Source organism: Streptomyces sp. NPDC058000 (assembly GCF_042886435.1).
In the GTDB taxonomy this organism is placed as follows: Bacteria; Actinomycetota; Actinomycetes; order Streptomycetales; family Streptomycetaceae; genus Streptomyces.
The window spans coordinates 90,668-109,626 of the sequence record NZ_JBHVQS010000008.1 but is presented as its reverse complement, the minus strand read 5'-3'; the positions used below and the strand labels follow the sequence as shown (position 1 = coordinate 109,626).

Genomic DNA, 18,959 nt, shown 5'->3' with positions numbered 1-18,959 from the left:
GATGCCGCGCACCATGAGCCACCTGTGGACCCCGCCCGACGAGGACACCGCGCCCCGCCGCACCCCCGCCGAGCGCCTGGAGAGCTACCTCGGCGACCCCGAGGACCCCGCGGGCATGCTGTCCTACGCCCGCGCCGCCGCCACCGACGCCACCGAGACCTTCCCCGCCGAAGCCTGCGCCCTGCTGGACCTGTGGGGACTCCCCGACCACTACGTCCCGGCCGAACACGGCGGCCGACTCCACAGCTACCAGGAGCTGCTGGGCCTGGTCCGCACCCTCGCCCGGCGCGACCTCACCGTCGCCGTCGCACACGCCAAGACCTTCCTCGGCTCGGTCTGCGTCTGGGTCTCCGGCGACCGGGTGGCCGCCCGCCGGCTGGCCGACCGGGTGCACGCCGGCGACGCGGTCGCCCTCGGCCTGACCGAGCGCTACCACGGCAGCGATCTGATGGCCGGCGAGGTGACCGCCTGGCCGGTGGCCGCCGGCTACCTCCTCAACGGCGAGAAATGGCTGATCAACAACGCCACCCGGGCCCGACTGGTCTGCCTCCTCGCCCGCACCGGACCTGACCCCGGCCCGCGCGCCTTCAGCATCCTGCTCGCCGACAAACGCGACCTGCCCGCCCCCGCCTACCGCGAACTGCCCAAGGTCCCGACCCACGGCATCCGCGGCGCCGACATCAGCGGCATCACCTTCGACGACGCCGTACTGCCCGCCCACAGCCTGGTCGGTGAGACCGGCGCCGGCGCCGAGATCGTCCTCAAGTCCCTCCAGATCTCCCGCACCCTGTGCCCCGCCCTGTCCCTCGGCGCCGCCGACCAGGCCCTCCGCCTCGCCGTCCGCTTCACCCGCGAACGCCGCCTCTACGGCCGCACCCTCGCCGAACTGCCGCTGACCCGCCGCACGTTGGGCGAGCTCTACGCCGACCTGCTGGCCATGGAGGCGCTCAGCACCGTCGCCGCCCGCAGCATCCACCTGCTGCCCCAGGAACTCAGCCTGACCTCCGCCGTCGCCAAATACCTGGTGCCCACCGTCGTCGACGACGTCCTCACCCGGCTCGGCGGCCTCCTCGGTGCCCGCTCCTACCTCACCGCCGAATTCGCCGACGGCCGCTTCCAGAAGACCGAGCGCGACCACCGCATCGTGGCCGTCTTCGACGGCAACACCATGGTCAACCTCTACGGCCTGATCTCCCAGTTCCGCGCCCTGGCCCGGCACCACCCGGCCACCCCCGACCGGCTGCCCGACCCGGACCTCTACGACCCCGACGCCCCCCTGCCGCCGGCCCGCCTGACGGACCTGGCACTGATCTCCCGCCACGGCAGCAGCATCCTCGGCGCCCTGCCCGACCACACCGCGGCGCTGACCGCCGCGGCCGCCGCCGACCCCGCCCTGGCCGGCGCCGCCCGCGCCGCCCACCGGCTCACCGCCCGCGCCGCCGGCCTGCTCACCGCACTCCCCAAGGCCGCCCACACCGTCACCGGCACCCCACCGGAGAGCTTCGAGCGGGCCGCCGCCCTCGCCCTGTGCACGGCCGGCGCCGCCTGCCTCGGCGTCTGGCGCCACGCCCCCCGGATCGGCCGCCACTGGCCCGCCGCCACCTGGCTGGAACCCGCCCTGCGCCGCGTACTGGCCCGGCTGGACGCCACCGGCCCCACCGGCCCCACCACCGGGGACCGGACCGCCTCCCGGGCCGCCGCGGACGACGCGGTCTTCGGCCCGCTCACCGACCGGCTGACCGACCAGTACCTCCGCGGCGAGGTCTTCTCACTGCTGCCGTCGACGACGGCCGAAGGAGCGCCCAGATGAACCTGTCATCGGCCCAGGGCACCCGCCCCCCTTCCGTGTCGGAGGAGAGCGCCGTACGGGCCCGGATCGCCTCACTGGAGAAGCGCTTCGGCAGTCGGACCGACCTGGCCAACCCGCTGCGCGACACCGCGCTGCTGGACGCCGACGAGCGGGCCGAACTCCTGCCCGTCGCCGAGCGGATGCTCGCCGAGTACCGGCTCAACGCCGAGTTCGTGCCCACCGCCCTCGGCGGCCGGTTCGTGCAGGTCGACACCCTCGCCCGGGTGCTGCGCACGGTCTTCCGCCGGGACGGCGCGCTCGGCCTCGGCTACGGCGCCTCCTCCTTCCTCGCCGCGGTCGCCGTCTGGGCCGCCGGCACCCCCCGCCAGCAGCAGTGGACCGCCGACCTGCTGATGGGCGGCGGGCGACTGGCCGTCGCCTACCACGAACTCGCCCACGGCAACGACTTCGTGCGCAACGAGTTCCGCGCCGACCGGCACGAGGACGGCTACCTCCTCAACGGCCGCAAGGAGGTCATCAACAACGCCGAACGGGCCGAGGCCCTGGTGCTGTTCACCCGCACCAGCCCGGAGCCGGGCAGCCGCAGCCACTCCGTGCTGCTGGTCGACAAGGAACTCCTGCCGCCCAACGGACTGGCGTACCTCCCGGCCTACCCCAGCGTCGGGATGCGCGGCTGCCAGCTCGGCGGCCTGGACTTCACCGACTGCCCGGTGCCCGGAGACGCCCTGGTCGGCGGCGAGGGCGACGGCGTCGAACTGGCCCTGCGCTCCTTCCAACTCACCCGCAGCGCGGTGCCCTCCATGCTGCTCGGCGGCGCCGACTCCGCGCTGCGCACCGTCGTCGGCTTCGCCCTGGACCGGCAGTTGCACTCCCGGCCCGTCCTGGACATCCCGCACGCCCGGTCCACCCTGGCCGGCGCCTTCCTCGACCTGCTGATCTGCGACAGCCTCGCGCTGGCCGCCACCCGCGCGGTGCACGTACTGCCCGCCGAGACCAGCGTGCTGGCCGCGGTGGTGAAGTACCTGGTGCCGAAGATGCTGGGGGAGACCACCTACGACCTGTCCACGGTGCTCGGCGCCAGCTTCTACGTGCGCGACGGGCGCTACGGGATGTTCCAGAAGCACGTCCGCGACCTGCCGGTGATCAGCCTCGGGCACGCCGGGACCGCCGCCTGCCAGGCCACCATCATCCCGCAGCTGCCCCGCCTGGCCCGCCGCTCGTGGCTGCTCGACGAACCGGCGCCGGCCACGCTGTTCCGGCCCGGCGAGGGCCTACCACCGGTCGACTTCCAGCGCCTGGCGCTGGCCGGGCCCCGCGACTCGCTCGCCGCCTCCCTCGTCGCGCACGCCGACGCCCTCACCACCCGCACCGACCTCGGCGCCTACCGGCCCGCCCTGACCGCCCTCGCCACCTCCCTCGTCGACGAACTCCGCCGCCTGAAGGACGCCTGCGGCCGGCTCTCGCCCAAGGACCGCACCGCGCTGGCCAGTCCGCACGCCTACGCCCTCGCCGACCGCTACGCCCTGGTCCTGGCCGGCGCCGCCTGCCTGGGCGTCTGGCTGCACCACACCGTGCCCGCCGGCGGCCCCGACCAGGCGTTCCTCGGCGATCCGGGCTGGCTCGCCGGGGCGCTGCACCGGATCGCCCGGCGCCTGGGCCTGGACACCCCCGAACGCCCCGACGGCTGCGAGGCCCGGGTCGTCGAGGAGGTCCTGGCCCGCCACCGCGACGCCCGCAGCTACGACCTGTACGACACCCCGCTCGCCGACTGAACCGGACCCGGCCGCCCCGCGCGGCCCCCGCCCGGGTCCGCGAAGGGCCCCCGCTGCAAAAGGAGTTCACCATGGAGAACCGGCCCGACGAGGCGGAGTTCCGGGCCTGGCTGCTGGCCCGCCTCGGCGAATACCTGGAGCGCCCCGTCGAAGACCTGGACACCGCGGTGCCGTTCGCCGAGAGCGGCCTGGACTCGGTGGCGGCGCTGAGCCTGTGCGGCGACATCGAGGACGCCTACGGGCTGGTCCTGGAGCCGACCGTGGTCTGGGACCACCCCACCGTCGCCGCCCTCTCCCGCCACCTGTGTGCCTGCGCCGCGGTCGCCGCCCGCCCCGCCCCCGGGGCCCACTGATGCTCGGCATCGCCGTCACCGGCCTGGACTGCGCCTTCCCCGGCGCCGCCGACCCCGAGGAGTTCTGGCGGCTGCTCGGCCACGGCCGGCAGGCGGTGGGCCCACCGTCGCCCGCCCGCGGCGACGGCCGCCGCGGCGAGCAGCCGGCCGGCTACCTCGACGACGCGGACGCCTTCGACCACGCCTTCTTCGGGATCGACGCCGCCGAGGCCCAGACCATGGACCCGCGCCAGCGACTGCTGCTCCAGTGCGTCTGGCGGGCCCTGGAGGACGCCGGCACCCCACCCGCGGCCCTGGCCGGCACCCAGGTCGGCGTCTACACCGGCACCATGACCGACGACTGGGCCGCCCTCCAACTCGCCGACCCCGCCACCGTCTCGGCCCGCACCGGCACCGGCACCGGCCACGCCATGCTCGCCAACCGCCTCTCCTACCAGCTCGATCTGCGCGGCCCCAGCCTCACCGTCGACACCGCCTGCTCCTCCTCCCTGGTCGCGGTGCACCTCGCCTGCACCGCGCTGCTGGCGGGGGAGTGCGACCATGCGGTGGCCGCCGGGGTGAACGTCCTGCTCACCACCGCTCTCGACGCGGTCTACGCGCGCTCCGGGCTGGCCGCTCCGGACGGCCGCTGCAAACCGTTCAGTTCCGCGGCCGACGGCATCGGCCGGGCGGAAGGGGTGGGCGCGGTGGTACTGCGCCGCCTGGAGGACGCCCTGGCCGAGGGCCGCCCCGTCTACGCCGTGATCCGCGGCAGCGCCATCAACCAGGACGGCCGCAGCAACGGCATGACCGCCCCCAGCCGCGGTGCCCAGCGCGAGGTGATCACCGCGGCCTGCCACCGCGCCGGGGTCCGCCCCGCCGAGGTCGCCTTCGTCGAGGCGCACGGCACCGGCACCCGCCTGGGCGACCTCATCGAGCTGGGCGCCCTCGGGGACACCTACGGCGCCGAGGGGCGTGAACTGCCCTGCCATATCGGCTCGTTGAAGGGGAACATCGGGCACGCCGAGGGCGCGGCGGGCATCGCCGGGCTGATCAAGGCGGTACTGGCGCTGCACCACCGGACACTGCCGCCCGGCTACGCCGTGGGGGACGACACCCCGGGCCCCGGGCCCGAACGGGCCGGGCTGTGCCTCCCGGACCGGCCGGTGCCGCTGCCGCCGGAGGGGCAGGTGCTGGCCGGCGTATCGAGCTTCGGGATGGGCGGCAGCAATGCCCACGTGGTGCTGGGCACCGCCCCCGACGGCCCCTCGACGCCACCCGCGCAGGGCGCCGTCCCCAGGGTGTTCACGCTCAGCGCGGACAGTGCCGCCGGGCTCCAACGGAACCTGCTGGTCCAGTCGGAGGCGCTGCCGGACGTCCCCCGGTCCGCGTTCGCCGCCGCCTGCTGGACCAGCAACACCGTCCGCACCCGCCTGCCGTACCGGTTCGCGGCGGTGGCCGGCGACCCGGCCGCCGTCGCCCGGGAGCTGCGGGCGGCGGCGCTGGACGCCGACGTGTTCGGCCACTCCGACCGGTTCGCCCGCCCGGACGGCCCGCCGTCCGTCGCCCTCCTCTTCACCGGGCAGGGCTCCCAGTACCCCGCCATGGGCGCCGGGCTGTACGCCGCCGTACCGTCCTACCGGCGCCACTTCGACGCCGCGGCCGCCGCCCTCGACGGCCATCTGGACTACTCCGTAGGCGAGTTGGTGCTCTCCGGGGACGAACGGGTGGACCGTACGGAGTGCGCCCAGCCCGCCCTGTTCGCCGTCGGGTACGCGCTGGCCGGGATGGTCACCGACCTCGGGGTCCGCCCGGTCGCGGTGCTCGGCCACAGCAGCGGGGAGTTCGCCGCGGCCTGCGCCGCCGGGGCGCTGTCGCTGCCGGACGCGGCCCGGCTGGTCGCCCGGCGGGCCCGACTGATGGGCGCACTGCCGGCCGGAGGCGCGATGCTCGCCGCCCGCTGCCGGCCGGAGGACGCCCGGGAACTGGTGCGCGACACCACGACGGTGGCACTGGCCGCGATCAACGGCCCCCGCGCCGTGGTCCTGTCCGGCTCCCGCCCCGAACTCACCGTCATTCAACGGGAGTTGGCGGCGCGCAAGGTCGGGAGTCGATGGCTGCCGGTCTCGCACGCCGCGCACTCGCCGCTGGTCGAGCCGATGCGGGAGCCGTTCGCGTGGGCCGCGGCGGAGGTGTCGGGCGGGGTGCCCACCGTGCCGTTCCACTCGACCGTCCACGGCCGACGCTGCGGCGACGGGGAAGCGCTCGACGGCGCCTACTGGGCCGACCACCTCACCGCCCCCGTACGGTTCGCGGACGCCCTGCGCGGGCTGTACCGCGCGCACCGCCCCACCCACCTCGTCGAGATCGGGCCGCGCCCGGTCCTCGCCCCGCTCGCGCACCGGCTGGTGCCGCTACCGAAGGATGCGTGCCGCACCGCCTGCCAGGGCCCGGAATCGACCGGCGGGGAGGCCGCGGAACTGGCCGCCGCGCTCTACCGCTGCGGACTCGACCCGGACTGGACGGCGCTCTACGCACCGGCCGAGCGCACCCCCCACCGCCTCCGCCCGCACGCCTTCGCCACGGCCGCCCGCTTCTGGGCCCGCCCGGAGACCACCCCCCGGCCCGCCGCGCCCACTCCGATGCCGGCCGCCGCACCGCCGGCGGGGCCCGAGGCGATGCTCGACACCGTCCTCGCGACCACCGCCGCCGTCCTGGGGCGGGAGCCGTCCGACGTACCGGTCGGCGCCCGCTTCTACGAGGACCTCGGCTTCGACTCCGTGATGATCATGGAGTTGCGGCACCGCATCGAGCAGAGCTTCCCCGCCCTGGCCGCGGTGCCGCTCTCCGAACTCCTCGACGGCGTCACCGACCCGCGCGGCCTGGCGGAACACCTCTGGCTGCGCTGCTCCGGGGTACGCGCATGACCGCCCCGGTGTACGTGGCCGCCGCCGGCACCGCGCTCCCCGGGCCGCCCGTCGACAACGCCACCCTGGGGGAGCGCCTGGGCCTGCTGCCCGCATGGGTGGAATCCTTCATCGGGACCCGCACCCGGCACTTCGCGGTGGACCTCACCGACGGCCGGATCCGGCACACCCTCGCCGACCTGTGCACCGCCGCCGCCCGGCAGGCGATGGACACCGCCGGCATCGGCCCGCACGAGATCGACGCGGTGGTACTGGCCACCGCCACCCCCGACACTCTGATGCCCACCACCGCCGCCACCGTCGCCGACCGGCTCGGCATCGACGGCGTCCCCGGCTACCAGCTCCAGTCCGGCTGCGCCGGTGCCGTCCAGGCCCTGGCCCTCGCCGCCGCCCTGCTCGGGCAGACCCCGCCCCCGCCGGACCGGGCCCCCGCCGTCCTGGTCCTCGGCGGCGACGTCTGCACCAAACACCTCGACCTCGGCCGCCCGCTGCACCGCCTCCCACCCCGCGCGCTGATCAACTACGCACTGTTCGGGGACGGCGCCGGCGCCGCCGTCCTCACCGGCGACCCGCTCGGCCACGCCGTGGAACTGCGGCACACCACCCACCGCATGTACGGCCGGGACCGCGAGCCCGGCCAGATCGTCGAATGGTTCGGCAGCGCCGACCGGGACCGCACCGCCCCCGGCGTCAGCGAGGACTACAAGGCCGTCGAGGAACACGTCCCGCCGATGGCCCGCACCGCACTGACCGGACTACTGGACGCCACCGGCTGGCCCCCCGCCACCGTGGACTTCCTGCTGCCGCCGCAGCTCGGCGGCAAGATGACCGCCGCCCTCGACGCCACACTGCGCGAGGCCGCCGGACTGCGGGCGGACTGCACCGAGGTCTCCTGCGTCACCGAGACCGGCAACACCGGCAACGCCCTGCCGTTCCTGCAACTGGCCCGGCTGCTGCCCAAGATGGCCCCCGGCGACCGGGCCCTGGCCGTCGCCATCGAGTCGAGCAAGTGGATCGAAGCCGCGTTCGCCCTGGAAGCGGCATGAGGCGGCATGAGAGGGGAGTACGACCGTGCGCACCGTCCTGGACCTGATCGAGCTGGCCAACGACGAACTCGGACTGCACCTACGCCCGGAGGACGCCGGCACCGCCTTCGAGGACCTGCCGGAGTGGGACTCCGTCCACCTGCTGCGGCTGGTGACCGCCCTGGAGGACGCGCTCGGCGGGCCGGTACCGGTCGCCGAGGTCCTCGGCGCCGCCAGCCTCACCGCCCTCTTCGACCTGGCGGTGCGCCCGTGACGGCCCGCCGCGCCCGGCGCACCCCCGGCACCGCCACCCGGCACCCCGACCGGGCCCGCCGCCACACCCGCTACTTCCTCGACTGGGCCCGCACCGCCGCCCCGGTGCACCTGGCCGCCGAGGTCGACATGTCGGCGGTCGAGGCCCACCGGGCCGCCGCCCGGGAGGCGGGCCACCGCTACTCCGTCGTCAGCTACCTGCTGTTCACCGGAGCGCGCACACTCGCCGCCCACCCGGAGGCCAACGCCGCGGCCCTGGGCACCGCCCGCCCCCGCCTGGCCCACTACCGCACCGTCAACGCCAAACTCGCCCTCGACCGCACCCACGACGGCCGCCGCACCGTCCGCACCGCCGTCCTCCCGGACGCCGACCGGCTCGACCTGGACGCCCTCCAGGAGTGGGTCGCACACTGCCGCGACGACGACCCGGCGAGCCTGCCCGGCGCGGCCGGCCTGCGACTGCTGTGCCGACTGCCACCGCCCCTGGGACGGCTCGCCTTCCGCGCCGCGGTCCGCGCCCCCGACCGGCGAGCGGCACTCCTCGGCACGTTCGCCGTCAGCTCCCTCGGCCACCGCCGGGTGGACACCTTCCACTCCTACGGAGGCACCGCCGTCACCCTCTGCGCGGGACGCACCGCCCCGCGCCCGGTGGTCCGGGACGGCCGGATCGTCCCGGCCCCCGTCATGCGGCTGGGCCTCACCTTCGACCACCGTGTGCTGGACGGCGCCGCGGCCGCGGAACTCCTGGACGATCTGGTGCGCCGCTTGGAGGAATGGGATGCCGGTCCTTCCGGGGCTCCCGACGGTCGGCCCGGCCGGGCCGGCGGTCGCCGTCCTGCACACACCGGGACCGGACGGTCCCTGGCAGCCGGTGCGTGACGCCCTCGCGGGCAGCGGCTCGGTGGTGGTGCACGCCCGGCCCGCCGGCTGGCTGCCCGCCGACCCCGACGACCCCCGGCTGCGCCCCCTGCTCGGCCGCGACTACCCGCGCTACCGCAAGATGTCGCACCCGCAGGTCCGCGGCCGGTTCGTCGCCTCGCGACTGCTGCTCAAGTACGCCGCCTGCTCGGTCATCCACGCCGCGCCGCACTCCGTGGAACTGGCCTACAAGCCCGGCGGCCGGCCGTACTTGCGCGGTCTCGACCAGATCGACATCAGCCTCAGCCACACCGACGACCTGCTACTGGTCGGCCTCACCCGGCGCGGCTGGATCGGGGTCGACGCCGAACTGTCCGACCGCCGGATGGCCCGCACCGGCATCGAACGGCAGGTCTGCACCCCCGCCGAGCGGCGCATGCTGGACGCCGTCCCCGAAGCCGACCGCAATGCCGCGCTGATCCGGCTGTGGACCCTCAAGGAGGCGTACAGCAAGGCGATCGGGCAGGGCATGCGCTTCCCGTTCACCGAGTTCGGCTTCGGGCCCGGCGACCGCCCGGTCACCGTGCTGTGCCCCGACGGCGCGCCGGGCACCGGAGAGGAGTGGTCGTTCGCCACCCACACCGTGTCCGGCGACTACACCATCAGCATCGCGCGGTACGACGCCGGCTTCGGCGACACCGGCGACACCGCCGCCGGAACCATGCTCGACGAGGGCCTGATGCAGGCCCTGATGGAGATCGCGGACGCGGAACGGTGAGCGGGCCGGAGGGTGACCGGGCCGGAGGACCACTGGTCCGGCCGATGACCGGACCGGAAGCGACGAAGCAGGCGAGGGCCGACATGACGGAACGTCAATTGACTGCGGACGTCTGCGTCGTGGGCGGTGGGCCCGCCGGCCGGGCGCTCGCCCTCGCGCTGGCCCGGCGCGGCCGCTCCACCGTTCTCCTGGAGAAGAACGGCGGCGCCCGCCGGGCCTTCCGCGGAGAGTCCGTCGCCCCCGACGCGGTACGGCTGCTGGCCGGACTCGGCGTCCTCGACGACCTGCGCGCCGCCGCCCTGCCGGTACGCCGGCTGACCGTCGCCGACGGCGGACGCACCGTCCTCGCCGTCGACTTCGACTCCTTCCCGTACGCCTACCGCACCCCGCTGGAAATCCCCCAACCCACCCTGACCGCCGCCCTCGCCGCCGCCGCGCACCGGACCGGCGCGGTCACCACCCTCGAACGGGCCGCGGTCACCGCGCTGGTACGGGACGACACCGGCCGGATCCGCGGCGCGGCCGCCACCACCCCCGACGGCACCGTCGAGGTGCGCGCCGCCCTCACCGTCGGCGCCGACGGCCGGCACAGCACGGTCCGCGAGCTCGCCGCGCTGCCCTGGCACAGCACCCCCCTCGACCGCGACGTCATCTGGCTCAAACTCCCCTTCCCGCAAGGCAATTGGGACCGCCACGCCTACCAGGTCCGGATCCGCGGCAACCGGCACGGCCTCTTCCTCCCCAGCGCCGACGGCCGGCTCCGGGTCGGCCTCAACATCCCCAAGGGCGGCTTCAAGCAGCTGCGCGCCCAGGGCGTCGCCGCCCTCCACCGCCGCCTCGCCGAACTGGCCCCGGAACTCGCCGACACCGCCTGCCACACCCTCACCGGCTGGTCCGGCACCGCCCTCCTCGACATCTTCTCGACCGACGTCCCGCGCTGGTACGCCCCCGGCCTGGCCCTCGTCGGCGACGCCGCCCACACCCTCTCCCCGGTCCTCGGCCAGGGCGTCAACCACGCACTGGCCGACGCCGTAGCCCTCGCCGCCCACACCGCACCCGCCCTGCACCACCGCGACCTGCCCGCCCTGGACGCGGCGCTGGCCCGCTACCAGGCCCACCGGGCACCCGTGGTGCGCCGCGCCCGCGCCCTCCAACTCCGCCAGGAGCGGGTCTTCACCTTCGCCGCTCCGCTCGCCGTCGCCCTCCGCCGCGGCGCCTACCGCGCCCTGCACCACACCCCCGCCCTGCGCCGCCGCGTCCTGGAACCCGTCTACTTCCCCGGCCGGCAACGCCTCCGCCGCCCGGCCCGCCCCCTGGAGACCCCGTGACCACCGCCGCCACCGCCCGCGCCGGTTACCTCGACGAACTCCGCGACCTGGTCATGCTGCACGCCCGCGCCCAGGGCCTGCCCCCGGCCCCCTGCCGGACCCTGCTCGCCCGGATCCGCACGCCCGACGGGGACGCCGACGGGCCCGGCTCCTGGGTGGGGGAGTGGTGCGCGGCCGGCGACCGGCTCGCCGCCCGCGGCCGCCTGCTGGACGCCTGCCGGCACTACGCCCTGGGCCGCTTCCCGTACGTCGACGGGCCCGGGCGGCAGCGCGCCCAGGACGCCTGCACCGCCGCCTTCGACCGCTGGCGCCGCGGCACCGGCGGCCGCCGGATCCACGTGGAACGGCTCACCGTCACCCACCCCGCCGGTACCCAGACCGCCTGGGCCGCCGGACTGGGCGACCCGGCCCGCCCCCTGCTGCTGATCACCGGCGGGATCGTCAGCGTCAAGGAGCAGTGGGCGCCCCTGCTGCGCCTGGCACCCGCGCTCGGCATGGCCGTGGTGGCCGCCGAACTGCCCGGCGTCGGCGAGCACACCGCCCGCTACGGACCCGACGCCCACCTCGCGTTCACCGCCCTGCTCGACGCGCTCACCGGACGCACCGACACCACCCGCACGCACGCCCTCGCGCTCAGTTTCAGCGGCCACCTGGCGCTGCGCTGCGCCCTCGACGACCCGCGGATCCGCTCGGTCGCCACGGTCGGCGCCCCGCTCGGCCCCTTCTTCCGCGACCCGGCCTGGCGCCGCCACGTCCCGCAGACCACCCGCCGCACCCTGGACCACCTCACCGACGGCACCACCGGCACCACCGACCGCGTGCTCCCCGAACTGGCCCTCACCGACGCCCAGTTACGCAGCCTGGACGTGGACGTGGCCTACGTCGCCAGCCTCCGCGACGAGATCGTGCCGCTCACCGAGGTGGGACTGCTCCGCCGGACCGTCGCCCGCAGCCGGGCACTGGTCCTCGACGACGTCCACGGTGCCCCCGCGCACCTGGCCGTCGTCCGCCCCTATCTGCTGGCCCACGCGGTGCGCGCCGCCCGGGCCCATCCGGCCCGGCGCGCACTGTTCGGCGGCCTGGCCGCAACCGCCCGGGCCCGTCACGCCCTGCCCGGCGGTGCGGTATGACGTCCACGACCTGGACCTGGACCGCCCCCGCCGGCCGGGCGCTGAGCGGGACGCTGGGGATCGCGGCACTCCTGGCCGGCGCCCGGATCGCCGGCCCGCGCAACAAGGTGCTGTGGACGGCCGCCCTGGCCCCCGACACCGCACTGCTCCTCGGCGCGTCCGCGGCCCCGACCTGGCGCCAACTCCCGCGGTACGCCATCGGCCCCTACAACGCCCTGCACTCCCCGGCCGTGCCCGCCGCCCTGCTCACCGCGGCCGCGCTGACCCGCCACCGCTCCCTGCTGGTGGCCGGCCTGGCCTGGTTCGGACACCTGGGCTGGGACCGGGCCTGGGGCTACGGACCACGGGACGCGGACGGATTCGTCGCGGGTAGGGCATCGGATACCTGATACGGCACCAGGCAGTGCCCGTCAGGTCGGGTAACCGGGGCAGGGAGACCTCCGCGCCCGCCCGTTCGTCCTGGAGTGCAAGGCCGAGAAGGGCATCCGCCGGCGAGCGCGAACGCCAACAGGGCCCCGGCGCCCGTCCGGTGGGATCGGACGCCGGGGCCCCTCTCTCCTACTTCTACTTCTGTCCCTTACATGTCGCCGCCACGGCCACCTTCGCCGCCGCCACGGCCGCCGTCGTTGCCGCCATGGCCGCCTTCGTCGCCGCCACGGCCGCCATTGTCGCCGCCACGGCCGCCTTCGTCGCCGCCACGGCCGCCTTCGTCGCCGCCACGGCCGCCGAACGAGTTGTCGCAGCCGATGCGGGAGCCCATCGAGGTGGCCTGCGCGCCCGGCGAGCCCTCGCCGTTGAGCGCGTTGCCCAGCAGGCCGTTCAGGATCCCGACCTCGCCGAGCACATCGACGTTCAGGTCGTGCGAGCGGCAGGAACTACCCTGGCCGATCTTGAAGTCGTTGCCGCCGCGACCGCCCGCGTGGGCGGTGCCGGCGCCGAGTACGCCAATGCTGCCGAGGGCGGCGGCCAGGACGGCAGCCTTGTAAAGCTTGTGCATTTCTTCTCCGGTGGATTGCGACGATGTGTCAGTTAATGCCCGACTTCGTACAGTTATGGAAGGCTAATACGAAATATGCCGGAGGAATCCATCGACGCGCCGGATAGGCCGGACCGCTTCCCGGAGATGCTGGAGGAGCGCGGGAGGGTGGGGAGTGCGGGGTCCCTGCCCCGTCCGACCAAGCCCCGCATCGCCGAGCTCAACACGGCGGCCTACGGCCCCGAGGCCGCCCCGAAGTCACGGGTCGCCGTTCCGGGGCCGTCACCAGGCGACCGGTAGGGCCTCCAGGCGGTTGAGCATCAACCCGGACCGCATCCTGACCCGGTCCTCGGGGACGGCGAGCCGGAGGTCGGGGAAGCGGGCGGCCAACGCGCCCAGGGCGATCCGCAGTTCGGCGCGGGCCAGCGGCGCGCCCAGGCAGAAGTGCGGGCCGTGACCGAAGGCGAGATGGGCACCGTCCCGGCGGTCCGGGCGGTAGGCGGCGGGGTCCGGGAAGCGGGCCGGGTCGCGGTTGGCGGCGCAGACCGCGGCGATCACCGCACTGCCGGCCGGGATCGGGCACCCGGCCAGCTCCACGTCCTCCAGGGTGACGCGCAGCGGCCCGCCGTCCCCGATGGGGTTGACGCGCAGCAACTCCTCGACGGTCGCGTCCAGTTGATCCGGGGCGGACCGCAGCGCGGCCAAGGCGCCCGGATGGCGCAGCAGGGTGAAGACGGCGGTGCCCAGCACCGAGGCGGTGGTCTCGTAGCCGGCGACGAGCAGGGTGAGGACCATCGTCAGCAGTTCGCGCTCGGAGAGCCGGCCCCGCTCGTCACGGGCCGCGACCAGCGCACTCAGCAGATCGTCACCGGGCTCCGCCCGTTTGGCGGCGACCAGCGAGCCCAGGTACTCCAGCAGGGCGGCGCGTCGGGCCAGCGCCTCCTCGCGGTCCAGTGCGGTGATCGACAGCACCGCCTCCGACCAGTCACGGAAGTCCGCCCGGTCGGCCGGCGGCACCCCGAGCAGTTCGCAGATCACCGCCACCGGCAGCGGCTGGGCCAGCGCCTCCAGGACGTCCACCGGGCCGCCGTGCCGCGCCATGGCGTCCAGCAGCGCGCCGGTGAGCTCCGCGATCCGCGGGGCGAGGGCCGCGACCCGGCGCGGGGTGAACTCCCGGGCGACCAGGGACCGCAGCCGGGTGTGCTCGGGCGGGTCCATGGTGAACAGCCCGCCCTGCTCGAACGCCACCGTGGTGAGCCGGGGCGCACCGGGCGCCACGGTGGCCGCCCGGCTGAACCGGGGATCTCCCAGTACGGTGCGGACGTCCTCGTAACGGGAGACCACGTAACCCTCGTCGCCGCTGGGGAACCGGGCCGGACAGACCGGTTCCCGTTCCGCCAACTCAGCGTAGAGCGGCGGCACTTGAGTGGCCGATGGGCGGGTGAAGGGGTAGTCGCGCACGGGGGCGGCGGCAGGGGCGCGGTCGGACATGGTGCCTCCGGGGCTGCGGCGGTGCACGGACGGGATGGAGGGATGGAGGGAGGGTGGGCGGCCGGGAAGGGTGGGGGCGGGCGGGCTGTGGACGGTCGCAGTGAGCATCGCCCGGCGGTGCACAGCGTCGGTCGAGGCCGGCTGGAGGGCCGGATCCGGGGCCGCTCACTCCTGAGCAGACGCGGCGCCGCTGCCGGCCGCATGGTGGCGGGCCGGCCCGCATCCGCGAGGGTCCGCGGGCCGGCCGGAGACGGACCGAAGGAGAGGCCGCGCACCATGACCGACGCGACATCCACCACCGAGGGACAACTGGCGCCCTTCCCCGAGGACTGGGCGCGGGCGCTGGCCGTCGTCGCCCACCCCGACGACCTGGAGTTCGGTTCCGCGGGCGCGATCGCCGCCTGGACCGCCGCCGGCAAGGAGGTCGTCTACCTGCTGGCCAGCCGTGGCGAGGCGGGCATCGACGGGATGGCACCCGAGGAGGCCCGGGCGGTCCGCGAGGCGGAGCAGCGCGACAGCGCCCAGATCGTCGGCGTCAAGGAGGTCGAGTTCCTCGACCACCGGGACGGCGTCATCGAGTACGGGCTGCCGCTGCGCCGGGACATCGCGGCGGCGATCCGCCGCCACCGCCCCGACCTCGTCCTCACCTACAACCACCGCGACCTCGCCTGGGTGAACCACCGCTGGAACATGCCCGACCACCGCAACACCGGACGGGCCGCGCTGGACGCGGTGGCCGACGCCGCCAACCGCTGGGTCTTCCCCGAACTGCTGGAACAGGGCCTGGAACCCTGGAGCGGCGTCCGGCACGTCGCCATCGCCTCCTCCGCGCAACCCACCCACGCCGTCGACCTCACCGCCACCCTGGACACCGCGGTGGCCTCCCTGGAGGCACACCGGGTCTATCTGGACGGGGCCGGGATCGGGGACGTCCGTGGGCCGATCACCGGGTTCGCCCGGCAGATCGGCGAGCGGTTCGGCGGCCGGCCGGCGGCCTCCTTCGAACTCCTCAACCGCTGAGCCGGTGGACGCCGCGAACCGCCTGCGTCCGCTGCTGGACGCGGTACACGACACCGCCGCGGAGGTCCGGGGCAAATGTCCCGACTACTTCGCCGACCGGCCGCTGCGCCTCGACCGGGACCTCCTGGGACGCTACGGCGGCGTGGCCGGCGGGACCCTGGCCCGGCTCATCGGGGACACCTACGGCCTGACCGTCGAACCGGCCGACGGCCCGGAGGCGCTGACCGCCGTGGACCGACTGGTCGCCGAGCGGGCGGCCGGCGGACCCGGCGCAGCCGCTACTCCCGCCGCCGTCCCACCGGAACCCGAACCGGAACCGGAACTGACCGCCGTCCCGCCGGAACCCGAACTGGCCGCCGTGCTGCGCTCGGTGGCCGCCGCCCAGCAGGAGCGCGACCGCCTGGACCGGGCTGCGGCCGAACGGATCGCCGCCCGCCGCCCGGAGCGGACCGGCGTCATGGGCGGCGTGCTGCACTACGCCGCGGCCGGCCCCCGCCGGGAGGACGCGCCGCCCGTCGTCCTCCTCAACGCCCTCGGCATGGGCCCCGCCCTGTGGTACCCGCTGATGGGGCAACTCGCCGAAGAGCACCGGGTGGTGACGTGGGCGCCGCGGGGCACCGCCCCCGGTTCCCGGCCGCTGCGGGTGCGGGACCACGCCGCCGACCTCGAAGCGGTACTGGTCGCCGAGGGCGCCACCGCCTGCCACCTCGTCGGCTGGTGCACCGGCCCCAAGGTCGCGATGGCCTTCCACCGCCGCCGCCCGGACGCGGTGCGGTCGATGGTCTGGCTGCACGGCTCGTTCCGCCGCACCGACGACACCGGCGGCCGGGAACCGGACACCCCCTACGAACGCAATCTGGAGGAACTGTGCCGGGCGGTGGCGGCCCGGCCGACCATGGCCGACACCCTCCGCCGGATATTCGACGGCGGGGGCGGGACCGACCCCGCCGCCAGCACCGGAGCCGGCTCCGACACCGACCCCGACACCGACCCCGAGACCGATCCGCACCGCTTCGCCGAAGAGGTGCTGGCCCGCCCGGCCCGCGCCCTCGACGAGGAACTGCGCCGCCCGTTCGCCACCGGCCCGGCCCTCGCCGCCTACGCCCGCCAACTCCTCGACTACTGGGCCGACGACGCCCTGGCGCACGCCCCGCAGGTGCGGGTCCCGGTGCTGTGCGTGGGCGCGGCATACGACCGGATCGCGTCGCCCGAGCGGCTGGCGGCGGCGGTGGAACGCTTCCCGGACGCCCGCTACCGGCACCTCGCCGGCGCCACCCACCACTCGATGCACGACCGGCCGCGCGAGATCGCCGGACTGCTGACCGCCTTCCTAAGGGCGGTCGAGCCCATCGGGGCGCCCCGCACCCCCGCTCAATTGTGAGCGGCACCGCGGGACACCCCTCCCTAGCGTCATCCGATACGGGGCCGCGCACGGCCCGTCGCACGAAGAAGGGGACTGACCGATGACCGACACGCTGAGCGCGGCAACGGGGGCGTTCCGCGCGGCGCAGGCGGGACCCGCCGGGGCCGGCGGCGACCTGCTGCACTCCGGCAACGCGGGATTCATCATCCACCGGGCCGGCCAGCTCGACCATGCCTACCGCACCGAGGGCCGGGCGTTCGCCGCGGACCTCGTCGAGCACCTCAACAAGGTGATGGCGGGCACCGCCACCGTCCTCGTCCACGAGGAGGTGCTCGGTGCCGTGGACCGGCTGCACTGGCTGATCCACATGAAGAAGCCCGACGACTACCGCCGGTTCCTGGAGATCGCCGACCACGACCGCTCCTTCAAGGAGATCACCGAGGCCGACCGGCTGACGGAGCGTCAGGGCGGCAACTGGGAGCGGATGTTCGTCGAGGGCTCCTTCCGCGAGCGGGTGTACGTCCCGCAGCACGGCCTCGACGACCACGACGCCGACCACGCCGACCACGCCGACCACGAAGATGCCCACGGTGACCACGACCACGACGCGGACGCCACGACCTTCGTGCCGCCCGCCCGCCACCAGACCGGCCTCCCCGACAGTCGCCTGCGCAGCTCCGCCGACAGCGGGCTGACCGTCATCCGCACCGCCCAGACCTTCTACCGCTTCCGCAACGAGGCCCGGGAGTTCGCCTTCGCCTGGTCCTCCGAGGTCAACCGGGCGCTCGGCGGCGAGTTGACCGTCTACCTCTACGAGGAGACCTTCGGACAGCAGGACCGGATCCACTGGATGATCCACCTCGACAACCTCGACGTGTACCGCAAGCTCACCGAGCTGAGCCGCACCGACACCGCCTACCGGGCCCTGTTCGGCCGGGAGTTCGTGCCCGCGCACAAGGGCGGCGGGGGCTGGGAACAGACCTTCGTCCCGGCCTCGATCCACGACACCGTGCTCACCCCGCTGCACGGCGGCGCCCCGATCGGCTTCTGACCGTGGACACCCGCCGCCCGCCCCGGACCGGCACCCGCCCCGCCGACGGCCCGCCGGTCCGTCTCACCGCCGAGCCGCACGTCCTGCGCGTCACGCTCAGCCGCCCGGACCGGCAGAACAGCCTCAGCGGCCCGGTGCTGGACGCCCTGGCCGCGGCGCTCGACCGGGCGGTGGCCGACCCGGAGTGCCGGGTGCTGCTCATCGAGGGCTCCGGCGGCACCTTCTGCACCGGACTCGACTTCGACGAGGCCGGTGCGGACCTGGCCGACGGCGGCCCGGCCACCGGCGCCGGCCAGGGCGGCGCCGCCTTCCTCGCCCTGATGCGAAGGTTCGGCACCGCCCCGGTCGCGGTGGTGGCGTCCGTCGACGGCCGGGTCGCCGGCGGCGGGGTGGGGCTGGCCGCCGCCGCGGACCTCGTCCTGGCCACCGAGCGCAGCCAGTTCAGCCTGCCCGAGGCGCTGTGGGGGCTGCTGCCGTGCTGTGTGCTGCCCGCACTGATGCGCCGTACCGGCTTCCAGCCCGCGTATGCGATGGCCCTGTGCACCCAGCCGGTGTCCGCCCGGCGGGCCGAGGCGTTCCGGCTGGTTGACGAGGTGGTTCCGGACCCGGACGCGGCGGTGCGCCGGTTGCTGGTCCGGCTGACCCGCCTGGACCCGCGGACCATCGGCGAACTCAAGCGGTACGCCCGGGCCTTGTGGTTCACCGACCAGGAGACCGACGCCTTCGCGCTGGCGGAGTTCACCCGGGCCGTCGCCTCCCCGGTGGCCCGGCGCCGGATCACCGACTACACCACGGCACGGCAGCTCCCCTGGGAGTAGCCCCGGA

The 18,959-nt window shown here is 75.3% G+C and carries 18 protein-coding genes; 16 read left to right on the top strand and 2 right to left on the bottom strand.

Annotated features, from left to right (window positions below; all coding sequences use genetic code 11):
- The first annotated feature begins 1 nt into the window (after nucleotide 1).
- The 11 genes from ACFVT2_RS11150 to ACFVT2_RS11100 all read left to right on the top strand — a co-directional run bounded on the left by ACFVT2_RS11150 (nucleotide 2) and on the right by ACFVT2_RS11100 (nucleotide 12,622).
- Entirely contained in the window at nucleotides 2-1,810 is a 1,809-nt protein-coding gene (locus tag ACFVT2_RS11150; protein WP_390015113.1) for an acyl-CoA dehydrogenase family protein, read from the top strand.
- The gene (locus ACFVT2_RS11145) at nucleotides 1,807-3,582 is read left to right on the top strand and encodes an acyl-CoA dehydrogenase (protein ID WP_390015110.1); all 1,776 of its coding nucleotides are present in this window, start codon (nucleotides 1,807-1,809) and stop codon (nucleotides 3,580-3,582) included. The genes ACFVT2_RS11150 and ACFVT2_RS11145 overlap by 4 nt, the downstream gene beginning before the upstream one ends.
- 71 nt (nucleotides 3,583-3,653) lie before the next feature.
- Nucleotides 3,654-3,935: an acyl carrier protein gene (locus ACFVT2_RS11140; RefSeq protein WP_100602357.1), complete on the top strand. Its 282-nt coding sequence runs from the start codon at nucleotides 3,654-3,656 to the stop codon at nucleotides 3,933-3,935.
- Nucleotides 3,935-6,841, top strand: coding sequence for a type I polyketide synthase (locus ACFVT2_RS11135; RefSeq protein ID WP_390015107.1), 2,907 nt, complete (start codon nucleotides 3,935-3,937; stop codon nucleotides 6,839-6,841). Before ACFVT2_RS11140 ends, ACFVT2_RS11135 begins: the two co-directional genes overlap by 1 nt.
- On the top strand, nucleotides 6,838-7,887 hold the full coding sequence (locus ACFVT2_RS11130) for a 3-oxoacyl-ACP synthase III family protein (RefSeq protein WP_390015104.1): 1,050 nt from the start codon (nucleotides 6,838-6,840) through the stop codon (nucleotides 7,885-7,887). Before ACFVT2_RS11135 ends, ACFVT2_RS11130 begins: the two co-directional genes overlap by 4 nt.
- A 25-nt stretch (nucleotides 7,888-7,912) precedes the next feature.
- A complete protein-coding gene (locus tag ACFVT2_RS11125; RefSeq protein ID WP_390015102.1) occupies nucleotides 7,913-8,140 on the top strand; it encodes a phosphopantetheine-binding protein in 228 nt (75 codons plus the stop codon).
- Nucleotides 8,137-9,018, top strand: a complete 882-nt coding sequence (locus ACFVT2_RS11120) for a 2-oxo acid dehydrogenase subunit E2 (protein ID WP_390015100.1) — start codon at nucleotides 8,137-8,139, stop codon at nucleotides 9,016-9,018. Before ACFVT2_RS11125 ends, ACFVT2_RS11120 begins: the two co-directional genes overlap by 4 nt.
- Nucleotides 9,011-9,775 (top strand): 4'-phosphopantetheinyl transferase family protein, encoded by a 765-nt coding sequence (locus ACFVT2_RS11115; RefSeq protein ID WP_390015098.1) that lies wholly within the window; start codon nucleotides 9,011-9,013, stop codon nucleotides 9,773-9,775. The genes ACFVT2_RS11120 and ACFVT2_RS11115 overlap by 8 nt, the downstream gene beginning before the upstream one ends.
- Nucleotides 9,776-9,858: 83 nt before the next feature.
- Entirely contained in the window at nucleotides 9,859-11,103 is a 1,245-nt protein-coding gene (locus ACFVT2_RS11110; protein ID WP_390015096.1) for an FAD-dependent oxidoreductase, read from the top strand.
- Nucleotides 11,100-12,233 (top strand): alpha/beta hydrolase, encoded by a 1,134-nt coding sequence (locus ACFVT2_RS11105; protein ID WP_390015093.1) that lies wholly within the window; start codon nucleotides 11,100-11,102, stop codon nucleotides 12,231-12,233. Before ACFVT2_RS11110 ends, ACFVT2_RS11105 begins: the two co-directional genes overlap by 4 nt.
- Nucleotides 12,230-12,622, top strand: a complete 393-nt coding sequence (locus ACFVT2_RS11100) for a DUF4260 family protein (RefSeq protein WP_390015091.1) — start codon at nucleotides 12,230-12,232, stop codon at nucleotides 12,620-12,622. The genes ACFVT2_RS11105 and ACFVT2_RS11100 overlap by 4 nt, the downstream gene beginning before the upstream one ends.
- Before the next feature lie 188 nt (nucleotides 12,623-12,810).
- Here ACFVT2_RS11100 and ACFVT2_RS11095 read toward each other — a convergent pair whose 3' ends face one another.
- Entirely contained in the window at nucleotides 12,811-13,230 is a 420-nt protein-coding gene (locus ACFVT2_RS11095; RefSeq protein ID WP_390015088.1) for a hypothetical protein, read from the bottom strand.
- Nucleotides 13,231-13,305: 75 nt separating this feature from the next.
- Here ACFVT2_RS11095 and ACFVT2_RS11090 point away from each other — a divergent pair, with 75 nt between their 5' ends.
- The gene (locus tag ACFVT2_RS11090) at nucleotides 13,306-13,509 is read left to right on the top strand and encodes a hypothetical protein (RefSeq protein ID WP_390015087.1); all 204 of its coding nucleotides are present in this window, start codon (nucleotides 13,306-13,308) and stop codon (nucleotides 13,507-13,509) included.
- Here the strand turns inward: ACFVT2_RS11090 and ACFVT2_RS11085 are convergent.
- The gene (locus tag ACFVT2_RS11085; RefSeq protein WP_390015085.1) at nucleotides 13,492-14,700 is read right to left on the bottom strand and encodes a cytochrome P450; all 1,209 of its coding nucleotides are present in this window, start codon (nucleotides 14,698-14,700) and stop codon (nucleotides 13,492-13,494) included. The two genes, ACFVT2_RS11090 and ACFVT2_RS11085, sit on opposite strands and share 18 nt — an antisense overlap.
- Before the next feature lie 276 nt (nucleotides 14,701-14,976).
- Between ACFVT2_RS11085 and ACFVT2_RS11080 the strand changes: the two genes are divergently transcribed.
- From ACFVT2_RS11080 to ACFVT2_RS11065, 4 genes are all read left to right on the top strand, one after another.
- Nucleotides 14,977-15,720, top strand: coding sequence for a PIG-L deacetylase family protein (locus tag ACFVT2_RS11080; protein ID WP_390015083.1), 744 nt, complete (start codon nucleotides 14,977-14,979; stop codon nucleotides 15,718-15,720).
- Between the two features lie 4 nt (nucleotides 15,721-15,724).
- Nucleotides 15,725-17,101, top strand: a complete 1,377-nt coding sequence (locus ACFVT2_RS11075) for an alpha/beta fold hydrolase (protein WP_390015080.1) — start codon at nucleotides 15,725-15,727, stop codon at nucleotides 17,099-17,101.
- Nucleotides 17,102-17,183: 82 nt separating this feature from the next.
- Nucleotides 17,184-18,134 (top strand): DUF6039 family protein, encoded by a 951-nt coding sequence (locus tag ACFVT2_RS11070; protein WP_390015077.1) that lies wholly within the window; start codon nucleotides 17,184-17,186, stop codon nucleotides 18,132-18,134.
- A 2-nt stretch (nucleotides 18,135-18,136) separates the two neighbouring features.
- Complete coding sequence (locus ACFVT2_RS11065) at nucleotides 18,137-18,952, top strand: enoyl-CoA hydratase-related protein (protein ID WP_390015075.1); 816 nt, start codon at nucleotides 18,137-18,139, stop codon at nucleotides 18,950-18,952.
- Nucleotides 18,953-18,959 lie beyond the last annotated feature (7 nt).

What these genes read in the sequence shown, in the direction of transcription:
- ACFVT2_RS11145 (WP_390015110.1), top strand. Translation starts at nt 1,807, where the DNA reads ATGAACCTGTCATCGGCCCAGGGCACCCGCCCCCCTTCCGTGTCGGAG.
- ACFVT2_RS11140 (WP_100602357.1), top strand. Translation starts at nt 3,654, where the DNA reads ATGGAGAACCGGCCCGACGAGGCGGAGTTCCGGGCCTGGCTGCTGGCC.
- ACFVT2_RS11100 (WP_390015091.1), top strand. Translation starts at nt 12,230, where the DNA reads ATGACGTCCACGACCTGGACCTGGACCGCCCCCGCCGGCCGGGCGCTG.
- ACFVT2_RS11090 (WP_390015087.1), top strand. Translation starts at nt 13,306, where the DNA reads ATGCCGGAGGAATCCATCGACGCGCCGGATAGGCCGGACCGCTTCCCG.
- ACFVT2_RS11110 (WP_390015096.1), top strand. Translation starts at nt 9,859, where the DNA reads ATGACGGAACGTCAATTGACTGCGGACGTCTGCGTCGTGGGCGGTGGG.
- ACFVT2_RS11070 (WP_390015077.1), top strand. Translation starts at nt 17,184, where the DNA reads ATGACCGACACGCTGAGCGCGGCAACGGGGGCGTTCCGCGCGGCGCAG.
- ACFVT2_RS11085 (WP_390015085.1), bottom strand. Translation starts at nt 14,700, where the DNA reads ATGTCCGACCGCGCCCCTGCCGCCGCCCCCGTGCGCGACTACCCCTTC.
- ACFVT2_RS11130 (WP_390015104.1), top strand. Translation starts at nt 6,838, where the DNA reads ATGACCGCCCCGGTGTACGTGGCCGCCGCCGGCACCGCGCTCCCCGGG.
- ACFVT2_RS11135 (WP_390015107.1), top strand. Translation starts at nt 3,935, where the DNA reads ATGCTCGGCATCGCCGTCACCGGCCTGGACTGCGCCTTCCCCGGCGCC.
- ACFVT2_RS11095 (WP_390015088.1), bottom strand. Translation starts at nt 13,230, where the DNA reads ATGCACAAGCTTTACAAGGCTGCCGTCCTGGCCGCCGCCCTCGGCAGC.
- ACFVT2_RS11150 (WP_390015113.1), top strand. Translation starts at nt 2, where the DNA reads ATGCCGCGCACCATGAGCCACCTGTGGACCCCGCCCGACGAGGACACC.
- ACFVT2_RS11080 (WP_390015083.1), top strand. Translation starts at nt 14,977, where the DNA reads ATGACCGACGCGACATCCACCACCGAGGGACAACTGGCGCCCTTCCCC.